The organism is Paracoccus sp. 08 (assembly GCF_024105395.1).
Classification (GTDB): Bacteria; Pseudomonadota; Alphaproteobacteria; order Rhodobacterales; family Rhodobacteraceae; genus Paracoccus; species Paracoccus marcusii.
In genome coordinates this window covers 1-13733 of the sequence record NZ_WEKR01000032.1, presented here as the reverse complement: position 1 = coordinate 13733, position 13733 = coordinate 1, and the positions used below count along the sequence as shown (strand labels likewise).

The following is a 13733-nucleotide window of genomic DNA, read 5'->3' as shown; positions in this document are numbered from 1 at the left end:
CGCGTCCCCCTCAGCGTCCCGCAGCGATCATGCGCGAGACCATCTCGCGTGTATTGCGGCTCAAACCCGCGAGAGATGCGATCCGTTCCAATGCATTGCGCGCGTGATCGCGGCGCGCGGCGTCATAGCGGGGCCATGTCTCGAACGCGGTGGACATGCGCGCGGCGATCTGGGGATTGACCGCATCCATGCGCATCAGCCAATCCGCCGTGAACGCATAGCCCGACCCGTCGGCCGCGTGAAAGCCCGCATGGTTCGCCGCCAGACCGCCCAGCAGCGCGCGAAAGCGGTTGGGGTTCTTCCAGTCGAAATCGGGGCGCGCGGCCAGCCGTTCCGCGATGGCGACGGCGTCAGACGGGGGCGCGGCCATGACCTGGATGCCGAACCATTTGTCCATGACCAGCCGGTTGTCGGCGAACTCGTCGTGCAGCATCCGCAACGCGTTGTCGCCGCGGCCAATGCGCAACAGCACGGCCAGTGCGGCCATGCGTTCGGTCATGTTGCCCGCGATGCCGAACAGCACCTCGGCCCGGTCGCCGCCGTCGATCCGCCCCAGCAACCCCAGCGTCGCGATGCGCAGCGACCGTCGCGCAGCCGCGTTCGCATCGGGGGAATAGGCGCCCGGCACGGTCATCGTGTCGTACAGTTCCGCCAGCAGATCCTGATGCGCCATGGCAATGCGGCGGGCCAGCCCTGCGCGCGCGTGATGGATCGCATCGGGGTCGGGCGTGGTGCCGGTGGCGGCCAGACGGGTCGCGATCTCCTCCTCGCCGGGCAGGTTCAGGCACAGCGCACGGAATGCCGGATCGGCATCGGCATCGCCGGCCAGCGCGCCGATCGCGGTGATGTAGTCGTCGCCCGCATCCTCTCCGCGTGCCAGCTGGGTCAAGGCGGACAGCGCCAGTTCGCGCCCCGCCTCCCACCGGGCAAAGGGGTCGGTGTCATGGGCCAGCAGGAAGGCCCGCGTCGCATCGTCCATCTGCCGCTGCAGCATCACGGGGGCAGAGAACCCGCGCAGGACCGAGGCGACGGGCCGTGCACCCAGACCCTCGAAGCTAAAGCTTTGCCGATCCTCGGTCATCTCCAGGACGCGGGTCGGCGCGACCTCGTCACCGTTCGGGCCGATCAGGCCGACCGCGATCGGGATGACGCGGGCGGGCTTGTCAGGTTGGCCGGGAGTGGGCGGCGTCTGCTGCGTGAAGTTCAGCGTCAGCGTGCCGTCCTGCCAGGTTTCCTGCAGGGTCAGGACAGGGGTCCCGGCGTCGGTGTACCAGCGCTTGAATTGGGCAAGGTCGCGGCCGGTGGCATCCTCGAAGACCTTCAGCCAATCCTCGATGGTGGCGGCATCGCCGTCGTGGCGGTCGAAGTACAGGTCCAGCGCGCGGGCATAGCCGTCGTCGCCGACCAGCCGCTTCAGCATGCCGATGACCTCGGCGCCTTTCTCATAGACCGTCGCGGTATAGAAGTTGTTGATCTCCTCGTACCGGTCGGGACGCGGGGGATGGGCCAGCGGACCCTGATCCTCGCGGAACTGCCGTGCTCGCAAGGTCTGCACATCCTCGATCCGTTTGACCGCGGCCGAGCGCAGGTCGCTGGTGAACTGCTGGTCGCGAAAGACCGTCAGCCCTTCCTTGAGGCACAGCTGGAACCAGTCGCGGCAGGTGATGCGGTTGCCGGTCCAGTTGTGGAAATACTCGTGCGCGATCACCGCCTCAATCCGCTCGTAGTCGCCATCGGTCGCGGTATCCGGAGAGGCCAGCACCAGTTTCGAGTTGAAGATGTTCAACCCCTTGTTTTCCATGGCGCCCATGTTGAAATCGTCGACCGCGACGATGTTGAACACGTCCAGGTCATATTCGCGGCCATAGACGTCCTCGTCCCAGCGCATCGATTTGATCAGGCTCTCCATCGCAAAGCCCGCGCGGTCCTGATCGCCGGGACGGACCCAGACGTTCAGATCGACCGCGCGCCCCGACCGGGTGGTAAAGCTGTCGCTGACCGCCACCAGATCGCCCGCCACCAGTGCGAACAGATAGGCAGGCTTGGGCCAGGGGTCGTTCCATTCCGCGACGCCGTCCTGGGCGCGCACGGGGTTGCCGTTCGACAGCAGCACCGGCAGGTCGCTGCGCAGCGTCACGCGGAACGTGGTCATCACGTCCGGGCGGTCGGGATAGAAGGTGATGTGGCGAAACCCCTCGGCCTCGCACTGGGTGCAGAAGATGCCGCCCGACAGATACAGGCCCTCGAAGGCGGTGTTGTCCTGCGGATCGATGCGCACGTCGGTCGCCAGCGTGAAGGGCACGCGGGGCAGGGCGGCGGCGCGGATGGTCAGCGTCTCGTCGTCGCGAAGGACGTGGGCCGGGTCTACGGTCAGCCCGTCGATGCGCAGCGACTGCAACCGCAGCCCCGCGCCGCCATCCAGCACCAGATCGACCGGCTGGTCCGACGGTTCCAGGTCCAGTTCGGTCAGAACGACCGTGTCGCGGGGGGCCAGGGTCACGTCCAGCCGGGTCTGTGACAGGGTGAACGGCCAGGGACGGTAATCGGCAAGGTGCTGGACAGGCTGCGGTTTCTCGACGGACATGGTCAGCGGCCTTTCGTAAAAATGCGGCCGCAAGCGGAACCCCGGCCTTTAGTCGGTGTTAATCGCCTGAACGCCGGCTCGCAAGGCGTGGCGTCGGGCGTTGGCGGTTGACAGCCGAACGGTCACACGCCACAGCTTCGCGACCTAACCCGGTCAAAATACAGTCTGAATCGGAGACCTGCATGAGCTATGATCCCAACGATCCGAACCGCGTGAAACCCGGCACCACCCCGAAGGAAACCTATGTCGAGCCGGTGGAGCGCAAGTCGTCCGCGCTGCCGCTGATCATCGGTGTCCTGCTGGCGCTGGCGCTGGCCTATTTCGTGCTGCAGCGTTTCATGGCTGATGACACGACCGTCGTTGAAGGTGACACCACCACGGTGACGACCACCGAACCCGCCCCCGAGACGACCACGGCCCCCGCCGTCGTCGAAGAACCCGAAGTCGATGCCGCGGCGTCCGAGGCCGAAGCCGCTGCCGACAACGCGGCAGCCGAAGCAGAGGCCGCAGCCGAGAGCGCGTCCGAGGCCGCCGATGACGCCGCCGCCGGTGCCGCCGATGCAGCCGACGACGCAGCCGATGCGGCTGGCGCCGCTGCCGACAGCGCGGTCGAAGCTGCAGGCAACGCAGCCGACGCAGCCGGCACCGCGATCGATAACGCCGTTGACGGTGCAGGCGAGGCCGCATCGAACGCAGCGGATGCCGCAGCAGAGGCAGCCGACAGTGCGGCTGACGCTGTTGACGACGCCGTCAGCGTCGAAGAACCCGCGACCACCCCTGCGCCGCCTGCGACCACCGCGCCGGCGACCACCACGACGCCGGCCCCGGCCAACTGATCCGACCGGTCAGGTCACGGAACGGCCCGGATGCATCCACATCCGGGCCGTTTTCACATGCGCTGGACCGGTTGTTCCCAAGCCGCCGCAATGGTCTTTCCGAGCCGGTCGCGACAGCGCAGCCTTGTGAAACAATATTTCGCGATGCTATGACGTTTGCGACGAAAGATCACCAGACCGGGGGGCATCAGAGCCATGAAGATTGGCGCAACGAGGGAAAGCTTCGAGGGCGAGGCGCGGGTGGCGATCACGCCATCCACCGCCGCGCATCTGGGCAAGCTGGGACATGACGTGTTCGTGGAAAGCGGCGCGGGCGCGCGCGCAGGTTTCGCTGACGACGACTATCGCAGTGCCGGCGTGACAGTCTGCCAGACCGCGGCGGAGCTGATCGATGCGGTGGACGTGGTGGCCAAGGTACGCCAGCCGACCACAGCCGAGATCGGCCAGATGAAGGCGGGGCAGACTCTGATCTCGTTCTTCTATCCGGCGCAGAACGCCGAACTGCTGGCGCAGGCCAAAGACCAGGGCATCACCGCGATCGCCATGGACATGGTGCCGCGCATCAGCCGCGCGCAGAAGATGGACGCGCTGTCGTCGATGGCCAACATCGCAGGCTATCGCGCCGTCATCGAGGCGGCGAACAACTTTGGCCGCTTCTTCACCGGACAGGTGACGGCGGCAGGCAAGGTCCCGCCGGCCAAGGTGCTGGTCGTGGGGGCAGGGGTTGCGGGTCTTGCGGCCATCGGCACCTCGGTCAGCCTTGGCGCGCAGGTCCATGCCTTTGACGTGCGCCCCGAAGTGGCCGAACAGATCGAATCGATGGGTGCCGAGTTCGTCTATCTGGACTTCGACGCGCCCGCGCAGGACGGCGCCGCCACCGGCGGTTATGCCGCGCCGTCGAGCCCCGAGTTCCGCGAGAAGCAGCTGGCCCGGTTCCGCGAGCTGGCGCCCCAGATGGACATCGTCATCACCACGGCGCTGATCCCCGGACGCGACGCGCCCAAGCTGTGGACCGCCGACATGGTGGCCATGATGAAGCAGGGCAGCGTCATCATCGATCTGGCGGCCGAAAAGGGCGGCAACTGCGACCTGACCGTGCCGGACGAACGCATCGTCACCGACAACGGCGTGGTCATCGTCGGCTATACCGACTTTCCGTCGCGCATGGGCGCGCAGGCCTCCGAGCTGTACGGCAACAACATCCGCCATTTCGTGGCCGACCTGACGCCCAAGAAGGATGGCGTCATCGTCCACAACATGGAGGACGACGTCATCCGCGGTGCGACGGTCGTGCATGACCACGACGTCACCTGGCCGCCCCCGCCGCCCAAGGTCGCCGCCATTGCCGCGCAGAAGCCCAAGGAGAAGAAGAAGGAGCTGACCCCCGACGAACGCCGCGCCGCCGACGCCGCGGCCTTCAAGGCCGAGACCGCCAGCCAGATCAAGCTTCTGCTGGGCGGTGGTCTGGTCGTGCTGCTGATCGGACTGATCGCGCCCGCCAGCTTCATGTCGCATTTCATCGTCTTCGTGCTGGCCTGTTTCGTGGGCTTCCGGGTAATCTGGAACGTAGCGCATTCGCTGCACACGCCGCTGATGGCCATCACGAACGCGATCAGTTCGATCATCATCCTGGGCGCGCTGATGCAGATCGGGTCGGGATCGGCCTGGGTCGTGATCCTGGGCGCGCTGGCCGTGCTGATGGCATCGGTCAACATCTTTGGTGGCTTCATGGTCACCCGGCGCATGCTTGCCATGTTCCAGAAGTCGTAAGGGGTCGGGACAATGGAATACGGATTTACCACTGCGGCCTATGTGGTCGCCTCGGTCCTGTTCATCCTGTCGCTCGGCGGGCTGTCGGGACAGGAAAGCGCCAAGCGCGCGATCTGGTACGGGATCGTCGGCATGGGCCTTGCGGTCGTGGCGACGCTGTTCGGGCCGGGCGCGGGCAACTGGCTGCTGTCGCTGATCATGATCGCCATCGGCGGCACCGGCGGCTGGCTGGTCGCCAAGCGCGTGCAGATGACCGAGATGCCCCAGCTGGTCGCGGCAATGCATTCGCTGGTCGGTCTGGCCGCGGTCTTTGTCGGCTTCAACGCCCAGATCGAGCTGTCGCGCGTCCTGCGCCTGCGTGCCGAAGGGTTCGAGGCCGAACTGACCGGTTTTGCGGCCCTGCTGGCCCACAAGACCGCCCCCGAGATCGCCATGCTGAAGATCGAGGTCTTCCTGGGAATCTTTATCGGCGCGGTGACCTTTACCGGGTCGGTCGTGGCCTTTGGCAAGCTGGCGGGCCGTGTCGACGGCAAGCCCAAGAAGCTGCCGGGCGGCCACATGCTGAACGCGGGTGCGCTGGCGCTGTCGCTGCTGATCGGGGTGCTGTATTTCACCGGCGTCGGTCCGGCGGTGTTCTGGCTGATCTTGGTGACGCTGCTGGCGTTCTTCATCGGCTATCACCTGATCATGGGCATCGGCGGCGCGGACATGCCGGTCGTGGTATCGATGCTGAACAGCTATTCCGGTTGGGCGGCGGCGATGATCGGCTTTACCCTGTCGAACGATCTGCTGATCGTGACGGGCGCGCTGGTCGGATCGTCGGGCGCGATCCTGTCCTACATCATGTGCAAGGCGATGAACCGGAACTTCGTCAGCGTGATCCTGGGCGGTTTCGGCGGAGAGACCGGCCCCGCAGCCGAGATCGAGGGCGAGCAGATTGCCATCGATGCGGACGGCGTGGCATCCGCGCTGAACGAGGCGGACAGCGTCGTGATCGTGCCGGGCTATGGCATGGCGGTCGCGCAGGCGCAGGGTGCGGTCAGCGAACTGACGCGCAAGCTGCGCGCGGCGGGCAAGACGGTGCGTTTTGCCATCCACCCCGTCGCGGGGCGTCTGCCCGGCCACATGAACGTGCTGCTGGCCGAGGCCAAGGTCCCCTATGACATCGTGCTGGAAATGGACGAGATCAACGAGGATTTCCCCTCGACCGACGTCGTCATCATCATCGGGTCCAATGACATCGTGAACCCCGCGGCCCAAGACGATCCGAACAGCCCCATCGCCGGCATGCCCGTGCTGGAGGTGTGGCGCGCCAAGCAGGTCTTCGTGTCCAAGCGCGGGCAGGGCACCGGCTATAGCGGCATCGAGAACCCGCTGTTCTTCAAGGAGAACACCAGGATGTTCTATGGCGACGCCAAGGACAGCATCAACAAGCTGCTGCCCATGATCGACTGATCCGGCGCAATCGTGCCACGGACGCCCGCCGGTTCACAGCCGGCGGGCGTTCCCACTTGTGCCGCCTGTCGCGGTGGTCTTGAAATGGGGCAGGGGCCGTTGCCCCGTCTTCAGGAGCGGCAGATGAACCCGGCCACAGAACATCCCCTGCGTTATGCGCTGGTCAACGAACTGCATGCCCGGCCCTCGCCGCGGATCACCGCGCCGGCGACCGCGGTCTTCGTGGCGTTCAAGGAGCCGCGCGACGCCGCCAACCGCGACCGAGCGCAGGATCTGGCGCATCTGGGCGAGCTGGTCAGCCGCCATGGCGGTCCACGCCCCGATCCCGATGACAGCCACTATCAGGGCCAACTAGGCCGTCACGAACTGAAATGGGAGAGCCACACCGAGTTCGTGACCTATATGGCGATGACGCCGGGTCTTCCGATCCGTCCGTTCGATCCGTCGGCAGCGGCGATCTTTCCCGACGCCTGGCAGCACGCCGCGCCGGGCAAGCGCGTCGCGGCGGTGATGATCCAGGTCGACCTGCTGCCCGATGACCCGGCCGAGGCGCTGGCCCGCATCGACGGCTGGTTCGCGCGCGACAGCCTGGCCGCGATCTGGGTGCTGGACGAGACCGCGATGGTCGCGGGTGATTTCCGCATCGACGCGGACGGCTGGATGCGGTTCGCGATCTTCGTGCGACCCGGCACGTCGGACGGCCGCATCGGGCGCCTGGTGCATCGCCTGGTCGAGCTGGAGACCTATCGCGCCATGTCGATGCTGGGCCTTGGGCGCGCGCGCGGTCTGGGCAACCGCCTGAACGAACTAGAGCCGCGCCTGACCGCGATCCTGGAATCGATGACCGACGACGCGCAGCCCGCCGAACAGCTGCTGCATGACCTGCTGGCGGTCTCGACCCAGCTGGAGGCGCAGGCCGTCCTGCATTCCTTCCGGTTTGGTGCCAACAGCGCCTATGAGGCGATTGTGCATGATCGGATCGCCGCCCTGCGGGAGACGCGGTTTCTGGACCGCCAGATGCTGACCGAATTCATGCGCAGGCGGTACCAGCCGGCCATGCGCACGGCGAAATCGGCGGAACGGCGGCTGGCCACGATGCTTGAACGCACAGCCCGCGCGGCCGAGCTGCTGCGCACGCGTGTCGACGTGGAACGCAGCGCCCAGAACCAGAAGATCATGCACCGCATGGACCGCCGCGCCGACATGCAGCTGCGGCTGCAGCACACGGTCGAGGGGCTGTCGGTCGTCGCCATCAGCTATTACGCGGTGGGCCTGCTGAGCTATGCGCTGGCGCCGCTGGCGGGGCGCGCGGGGCTGGACAAGACGCTGGTCGTCGCCGTGCTGACGCCCCTGACGGTGCTGGGCGTTTGGTGGGCGATGCGCCGGGTGCGCGCGCAGTTCCACGACCCCGGCAGCGACGATTTGTGACTTGTGGCACCTGCTGCGGGGGGGATACATCAGGCCTGACCCATGAAGGACCACGACCGATGCGCCTGACCCTTGCCCTGCTGGCGACCCTGACCCTGACTGCCTGCGGCGTGCCCTTCGTTCCCCTGATCTGACGAGGTATCCATGTCCAAGACGCTGACGATGTACGGCCTTGCCCATTGTTCGACCTGCCAGAAGGCGCAGGCCCACCTGCAGGACAACGGATGGACGGTACAGTTCCGCGATGTCCAGAAGGAGCCGCTGTCCGCTGACGAGCGTGCAGCCCTTGTCGCGCAGTTCGGTGACAAGATCATCAACCGCGCAAGCCTGACATGGCGCGGCATGTCCGAGGACGAGCGCGCGGCAGATCCGGTCGCCATGATGGGCGAAAAGCCGAGCGTGATGAAGCGCCCGGCGATTCGCGCCGATGATCTTTCCGGACTTGGTTGGACTGCAAATGTCAAGCGGTCATTTGGCGTACCTGCCTGACGACACGGGGCAGGGCAGGGGACATTGCCCTGCCCGGTCTATCCCTTGCGGCTGGCCAGCGAGGCGATCAGCGGCCGCACGCCGCTGAGGTCGTACCCGGCGGCGTCGGCCGTCTTGAGGATCTCATCCTCGGGCATGCGCCCGGCCTGAGTCAGGGCCCAGAGGACCGTGCTGCGGTTGCCGGACCGACAATATGCGATCACCGGCCCCTGTCCCACGGTCGCCGTCCCGAAATCCGCGATCAGCTGCGGCGTGATCTGGCCCGGGTGGAACGGCAGGTAGTGATAGCGCATTCCGGCAGCCTCTGCCGCCTGCGCCATCGCATCGTGATCGATCTCGGCCTCGACCTCCTCGTCGGGGCGATTGTTGACCAGGACCTTGAACCCCGCATCGGCCAAGGCCGGGACATCCTCGGGCAGGATCTGCGGAGAGACGGCAAGGTTGGGGCTGATTTGGCGCAGATCCATCATAGGGCCTTTCGTGCACGGGTCCGCCCCGAAGTGGCGTCTTTCGCCGCCGGTTGTCAAGCCGGCTGCCTAGAGCGCCATCGCCTGATCCACCAGACCCGGCAGATCGTCAAAGCGATCGAAGGCTGCGTGATGCGGCAGATCGGCGATGGGCGTCATGCGATAGCCGCCCGAATAGATCAGGAACGGCACCGGCACCGCCGCCGCGCAATTCGCGTCAAATTCACTGTCACCGACATAGAGCGCACGGGGTGCATTCCCCTCGACGCCCAGCATCTGCAGGGCCAGGCGCAAGGGCGCGGGGTCGGGCTTGCGCTGCGGCAGGCTGTCCCCTCCGACAACGACAGGGAACAGACGATCCAACGCGAAATGCTGCAGCACGCTGCGCGTCGGTCCCATCGGCTTGTTGGTGCAGATGCCCAGGGGATGACCCGCATCGGCCAGCCGTCCCACAGCCTCGATCACGCCCGGAAACAGGCGCGTCAGGGCCGTGGCATCGTGATAGCGCGCCATGAAGGCCGCGATCAGCGCGGGCCGATGCACCGGTTCGATACCGCAGGCGGCGATGATCCGGGTCCACAGCAGCTCGACACCGCCACCGATGAAGCTGCGCACCCGCGCCAGGGGCAGCGGTGCGATCTGATGCTGGCGCAGGACCGCGTTCACGCAGGCGTGGATGTCGGGCGCGCTGTCGATCAGCGTGCCGTCCAGGTCGAATACGATCGGGCAGGGTCTGTCCATGGTCATGCGGCCTTCCATTTGATCGAGCATCCCATCGATGCGACCTGATCGCGCGGACCTTGCCCGGTTTCCGCGATCTGCACCATGGCCAGATACAGGTCGCGGCGGGCGTCCGTCGCCGCCGCCGCACGGGTCGAGGCATCCAGTCGACCGCGATACTGCAGTCGACCGTCGGCGGAATAGCCAAAAAAGTCCGGCGTGCATTCGGCGCCATAGGCCCGTGCGACCGACTGATCCGCATCATACAGGTAGGGAAAGCGAAAACCGTTTCGCTGCGCCAAGTCCTTCATAAGCGCCGGGCTATCCTCCGGATAGGCCGCGACGTCGTTCGAAGATATGGCGACGACGCCGATGCCGTGGTCCATCAGGGCATGCGCATCGCGGATGATGCGGTCCAGGATCGACCTGACATAGGGGCAATGGTTGCAGATGAACATCACCAGCGTCCCGCGCGATCCGGCGACCTGCGAAAGCGCCACGACGCTTCCGTCCGTATCGCGCAGCGCAAAGTCGTGCCAAGGCGCATCGAAATCGCAGACGGGTGGCGATACGGCCATGTGATCCTCCGATCCATTTTCCGGAACCTTGAAAGATACGTGCCATAGGGACAAGTGGTGAAAAGGTTGAAAGGCTAACCGGAGAGACATTTCTGGTACATAATACAGATTATCAGGAAGAAATTTTCCCCTGCTTTCGATCGCCTTTCTACGGCAATCCCGGAACCTGTGACCCTTGGTTTGCGTCTGTTTTACAGAACCTGACATCAAAGGACATTCATCATGAAATATGTGGCTGTGGGACTGTGCGGCGCGATGCTGGCGCTTTCGGCATGCGGAACGACGGTTGGCGAGCGCGCCGCGACCGGCGGTCTTGGCGGTGCGGCTGTGGCGGGTCCGGCCGGCGCGGTTGTCGGCGGAACCGTGGGTGCGGTCAGCGCGACGCAGTAAACCTTGATAAGATTAATCGTGGCGGCCGCGTTTCTCTGGAACGCGGCCGTTTTCGTGCCGGTCTTGCAGCCTTTGCCGGCATCCCCTACATCATGTGTGACACAGACAAGGATCCGCCCATGGCCATGGAAGCGCATGATATCGAGGCCCTTCTGCGGGTCTCTTTTCCCCAGGCAAAGATTACGATCACTGATCTGGCCGGTGATGGAAACCACTATGCCGCCGAAGTTATCGATGAAAGCTTTCGCGGGCTGAACCGCGTGCAGCAACAGCGCGCCGTCTATGCCGCCCTTCAGGGCAAGATGGACGGCCCTGCCGGAGAGTTGCATGCGCTTGCCCTGACCACCAAGGCGCCTGACTGACGCGCCCCCTGCCCCCTTACAAGGATTGCCGATATGAGCGACGCGAACACGCGCATCCAGGACATGATCGACCGCAACGACGTGGTCCTGTTCATGAAAGGCACGCCCGAGATGCCCCAATGCGGCTTTTCGAGCAGAGTTGCCGGCGTTCTGAACTATATGGGCGTGCCCTACGAGGGCGTGAACGTATTGTCGGACGCTGACATCCGCCAAGGCATCAAGGATTTCTCCGACTGGCCCACCATTCCCCAGCTTTACGTCAAGGGTGAGTTCGTAGGTGGCTGCGACATCATCACCGAGATGACATTGTCAGGAGAACTTGATCAGCTGCTGGAAAAAAAGGGCGTCGCGTTCGACAAGGATGCAGCCAACAAGATCCGGGAGGCAAATGCCTGATCTGGAATAAAAAAAAGGGCGCCGAGGCGCCCTTTTTCACATCATGTCGTCGGGATCGTAATCCATCCTGTCGTGTCGACGTTGCTGCATTGCTGCGGCCAACGTGACACCGACAGCGAACGCTCCAACCAGCTTGGTCATCGTTCCAGCATTGCTGTCGGTCGCTTGGCGTAACTGATGCGCGCCGTTTTGAAGCGACTGCCTTGCAGCAGTAACGTTGGAAGACGTAAGACCCGCAGCGCGAGCGGTATTGCGGACGCTGCCGAACAGCTTTTCTTCTGCATCAGAAGCAAGTTTGGTCGCGCGAGAGCCAGCCTGATCCATCAGCGAATGTGCCTTCGCTTCGGCCAGTTCGACAATTCGCGTCGCTTCCGCCCGCGCACGAGTCGCCGCCGCATCGGTCGCCAAAGAAACCCGAGCTTCGACCTCACGTTTCAGATCATCAGTTGTCGGCATAGTGTGCTTGCGCTTTGCCGCCATGGCCAGAAGGATGATCATCAGCACGATCAAACCTCCGCCGATGGTCAACGACGCCAAGGTCGAGCCCCAATCCAGATCGTTGGCAAGCCACGACCACAGGGCAGCCGTCAAGAATCCGCCAGCCATCAGTCCGACCAATCCGGCGACGGCCTTCATCGCCGTGCGCCGGACCGTGTCGCCGACAGCTTCCTGAACGCGTCGGGCGAAATCGAACATATGCCCGACCTCAGCGACGCGAGATCAGCAGACCGACTAGGAAGCCGACACCGGCCGCGATACCCAAGGCCTGCGCCGGGTTGCGGCGAACCATCTCGGACACTTCGTCATAACGCTCTTCAGCGTAGTGAGCGACTTCGGTCGCCTTCTGCTGGCCTGCTTCGTACAGGCGCTCTGCCTCAAGACGCGCGCGATCGGCGTATTCCTGACCGGTCTCGCGGGCGCGTTCGGCATAGTACTTGCCCGTTTCGACGGCATCATCGGCCAGTGCTGCGCCACGCTCTTTCAGGCGTGCCGCACCCGAATTGTCGGACAGTTCGCGCGCGGTGTCCCGAACGTCGTCCGCGATCTTGCGGGCACCATCCTTCAGGTCGCCGTGGGCTTCGTTCGCAGCCGAACGGGCGTCGCGTTTAATGTCGTCAGCAGTGGGGTTATGTGCCATGGTAATGTCCTTTCATCGGCGTCTTGTCACCGTCGATGGACAAACCGTCACAGGGTCTGGATTGTTCCCGAACTGCTGCAAAATCTTTGCGCACGACAACCGCACGGTGACACCGCTGGCGCTTTCAGACCAAGTCAATGTTTACTTTTAACAAAGTCTTACGACCACTATTGACATACAATAGAGGATCAATATCTTTTCGCAAAGATTAAAAATTTTGCACTTCTTTAAAAAAAGTATAAGTTAAGATAAGCTGGGATTTTAAGGGTATATTTATAAAAATAAGAGTGATAAAATATACAATTTAGATAAATATTCTATATTTAAAACTATGAATTTACTAAGGATAAAAATTTAATGCATGCTGGAAATTTTAAAAGGCACTGGAGGGTAAGTGATCGTCGGCCATGTTGACATACAAGTATTAATGCTAATTTATACCAAAAGGCACTTGCTCTCCATTGTAATAACTTACAAATCGTAAAGAATTTTAAATATCGATTTACGTCAAAAAATAGTTAATCAATAAAACCGTTATTGGGATCATATTGACCAAGATGATCAGGTGCGTGACCCTATACTACCGAACGATAGTATCTATGCGATTAGACCACTGCAAATTTGGTCAGTGAATAGTGTAAGTGTCACTGCCTATACATAAGCAATACCAAAGCTGCGACACAAAATTATAGCCTATACACTGTCAACTCCACAGCCGCCCGGGTTACATGTTCTTAATACGACAGAACGCCATTCCATACGTAAAGCCTAGGGCCATGACCCATTAATCGGGTTTCGACCCCCTTGCCGGCGTGTTTCACGCTCCCGAACTGATGGGGGCATGCTGAGCAATCTTTTTTGGCTGAGTGATGAGCAGATGGCGCGGCTGCGGCCGTTCTTTCCAAAGAGCCATGGCCGCCCACGGGTCGATGATCGGCGGGTCTTGAGCGGGATAGTCTTCATCAATCGTAATGGCTTGCGTTGGTCCGATGCGCCGCCAGAGTGTGGTCCACCGAAGACCCTCTACAACCGATGGAAGCGCTGGAGCGACATCGGTGTTTTCGCCCGGATGATGGAGGTTCCGAAGCCGCCGACCGGAAGACAGTGATGATTGACGCCA

The 13733-nt window shown here is 63.3% G+C and carries 14 protein-coding genes and 1 pseudogene; 9 read left to right on the top strand and 6 right to left on the bottom strand.

Annotated features, from left to right (window positions below):
* Positions 1 to 10 precede the first annotated feature (10 nt).
* Positions 11 to 2584: an aminopeptidase N gene (pepN, locus tag GBO37_RS12015; RefSeq protein WP_252929161.1), complete on the bottom strand. Its 2574-nt coding sequence runs from the start codon at positions 2582 to 2584 to the stop codon at positions 11 to 13.
* 182 nt (positions 2585 to 2766) lie between these two features.
* Here pepN and GBO37_RS12010 point away from each other — a divergent pair, with 182 nt between their 5' ends.
* The 5 genes from GBO37_RS12010 (at position 2767) to GBO37_RS11990 (ending at position 8562) form a co-directional block, all read left to right on the top strand.
* Entirely contained in the window at positions 2767 to 3420 is a 654-nt protein-coding gene (locus tag GBO37_RS12010; protein ID WP_252929159.1) for a hypothetical protein, read from the top strand.
* Positions 3421 to 3615: 195 nt separating this feature from the next.
* Entirely contained in the window at positions 3616 to 5190 is a 1575-nt protein-coding gene (locus GBO37_RS12005; RefSeq protein ID WP_127898450.1) for a Re/Si-specific NAD(P)(+) transhydrogenase subunit alpha, read from the top strand.
* A 12-nt stretch (positions 5191 to 5202) separates the two neighbouring features.
* A complete protein-coding gene (locus GBO37_RS12000; RefSeq protein WP_045980869.1) occupies positions 5203 to 6645 on the top strand; it encodes an NAD(P)(+) transhydrogenase (Re/Si-specific) subunit beta in 1443 nt (480 codons plus the stop codon).
* Between the two features lie 123 nt (positions 6646 to 6768).
* On the top strand, positions 6769 to 8073 hold the full coding sequence (locus tag GBO37_RS11995; RefSeq protein ID WP_045999217.1) for a DUF3422 family protein: 1305 nt from the start codon (positions 6769 to 6771) through the stop codon (positions 8071 to 8073).
* A 144-nt stretch (positions 8074 to 8217) separates the two neighbouring features.
* Positions 8218 to 8562, top strand: a complete 345-nt coding sequence (locus tag GBO37_RS11990) for an arsenate reductase family protein (RefSeq protein ID WP_252929157.1) — start codon at positions 8218 to 8220, stop codon at positions 8560 to 8562.
* Between the two features lie 38 nt (positions 8563 to 8600).
* On the opposite strand, the gene GBO37_RS11985 is transcribed toward GBO37_RS11990, so the two are convergent.
* The 3 genes from GBO37_RS11985 to GBO37_RS11975 all read right to left on the bottom strand — a co-directional run bounded on the left by GBO37_RS11985 (position 8601) and on the right by GBO37_RS11975 (position 10327).
* The gene (locus GBO37_RS11985) at positions 8601 to 9029 is read right to left on the bottom strand and encodes a TIGR01244 family sulfur transferase (protein ID WP_045980867.1); all 429 of its coding nucleotides are present in this window, start codon (positions 9027 to 9029) and stop codon (positions 8601 to 8603) included.
* A 69-nt stretch (positions 9030 to 9098) separates the two neighbouring features.
* On the bottom strand, positions 9099 to 9776 hold the full coding sequence (gene gph / locus GBO37_RS11980) for a phosphoglycolate phosphatase (RefSeq protein WP_052715094.1): 678 nt from the start codon (positions 9774 to 9776) through the stop codon (positions 9099 to 9101).
* Complete coding sequence (locus GBO37_RS11975) at positions 9773 to 10327, bottom strand: thioredoxin family protein (protein WP_252929156.1); 555 nt, start codon at positions 10325 to 10327, stop codon at positions 9773 to 9775. Before GBO37_RS11975 ends, gph begins: the two co-directional genes overlap by 4 nt.
* Positions 10328 to 10549: 222 nt before the next feature.
* Here GBO37_RS11975 and GBO37_RS11970 point away from each other — a divergent pair, with 222 nt between their 5' ends.
* The 3 genes from GBO37_RS11970 to grxD all read left to right on the top strand — a co-directional run bounded on the left by GBO37_RS11970 (position 10550) and on the right by grxD (position 11475).
* On the top strand, positions 10550 to 10717 hold the full coding sequence (locus GBO37_RS11970) for a hypothetical protein (RefSeq protein ID WP_176695092.1): 168 nt from the start codon (positions 10550 to 10552) through the stop codon (positions 10715 to 10717).
* Positions 10718 to 10836: 119 nt separating this feature from the next.
* Entirely contained in the window at positions 10837 to 11079 is a 243-nt protein-coding gene (locus tag GBO37_RS11965) for a BolA/IbaG family iron-sulfur metabolism protein (RefSeq protein ID WP_045999221.1), read from the top strand.
* 33 nt (positions 11080 to 11112) lie between these two features.
* Positions 11113 to 11475, top strand: a complete 363-nt coding sequence (gene grxD, locus GBO37_RS11960) for a Grx4 family monothiol glutaredoxin (protein ID WP_045999222.1) — start codon at positions 11113 to 11115, stop codon at positions 11473 to 11475.
* Between the two features lie 36 nt (positions 11476 to 11511).
* On the opposite strand, the gene GBO37_RS11955 is transcribed toward grxD, so the two are convergent.
* Together GBO37_RS11955 and GBO37_RS11950 are read right to left on the bottom strand one after the other, a co-directional pair.
* Complete coding sequence (locus tag GBO37_RS11955) at positions 11512 to 12171, bottom strand: phage holin family protein (protein WP_252929155.1); 660 nt, start codon at positions 12169 to 12171, stop codon at positions 11512 to 11514.
* A 10-nt stretch (positions 12172 to 12181) separates the two neighbouring features.
* Positions 12182 to 12613: a YqjD family protein gene (locus tag GBO37_RS11950; RefSeq protein ID WP_045980861.1), complete on the bottom strand. Its 432-nt coding sequence runs from the start codon at positions 12611 to 12613 to the stop codon at positions 12182 to 12184.
* 844 nt (positions 12614 to 13457) lie between these two features.
* Between GBO37_RS11950 and GBO37_RS11945 the strand changes: the two are divergent.
* Positions 13458 to 13733: pseudogene (locus GBO37_RS11945) on the top strand (transposase); the annotation flags it as partial.

Coding starts and splice junctions, on each gene's coding strand:
- GBO37_RS11970 (WP_176695092.1), top strand. CDS start 10,550: ATGAAATATGTGGCTGTGGGACTGTGCGGCGCGATGCTGGCGCTTTCG.
- GBO37_RS11955 (WP_252929155.1), bottom strand. CDS start 12,171: ATGTTCGATTTCGCCCGACGCGTTCAGGAAGCTGTCGGCGACACGGTC.
- GBO37_RS12010 (WP_252929159.1), top strand. CDS start 2,767: ATGAGCTATGATCCCAACGATCCGAACCGCGTGAAACCCGGCACCACC.
- GBO37_RS11965 (WP_045999221.1), top strand. CDS start 10,837: ATGGCCATGGAAGCGCATGATATCGAGGCCCTTCTGCGGGTCTCTTTT.
- GBO37_RS12005 (WP_127898450.1), top strand. CDS start 3,616: ATGAAGATTGGCGCAACGAGGGAAAGCTTCGAGGGCGAGGCGCGGGTG.
- GBO37_RS11975 (WP_252929156.1), bottom strand. CDS start 10,327: ATGGCCGTATCGCCACCCGTCTGCGATTTCGATGCGCCTTGGCACGAC.
- grxD (WP_045999222.1), top strand. CDS start 11,113: ATGAGCGACGCGAACACGCGCATCCAGGACATGATCGACCGCAACGAC.
- GBO37_RS11990 (WP_252929157.1), top strand. CDS start 8,218: ATGTCCAAGACGCTGACGATGTACGGCCTTGCCCATTGTTCGACCTGC.
- GBO37_RS11985 (WP_045980867.1), bottom strand. CDS start 9,029: ATGGATCTGCGCCAAATCAGCCCCAACCTTGCCGTCTCTCCGCAGATC.
- GBO37_RS11950 (WP_045980861.1), bottom strand. CDS start 12,613: ATGGCACATAACCCCACTGCTGACGACATTAAACGCGACGCCCGTTCG.
- GBO37_RS12000 (WP_045980869.1), top strand. CDS start 5,203: ATGGAATACGGATTTACCACTGCGGCCTATGTGGTCGCCTCGGTCCTG.
- gph (WP_052715094.1), bottom strand. CDS start 9,776: ATGACCATGGACAGACCCTGCCCGATCGTATTCGACCTGGACGGCACG.
- GBO37_RS11995 (WP_045999217.1), top strand. CDS start 6,769: ATGAACCCGGCCACAGAACATCCCCTGCGTTATGCGCTGGTCAACGAA.
- pepN (WP_252929161.1), bottom strand. CDS start 2,584: ATGTCCGTCGAGAAACCGCAGCCTGTCCAGCACCTTGCCGATTACCGT.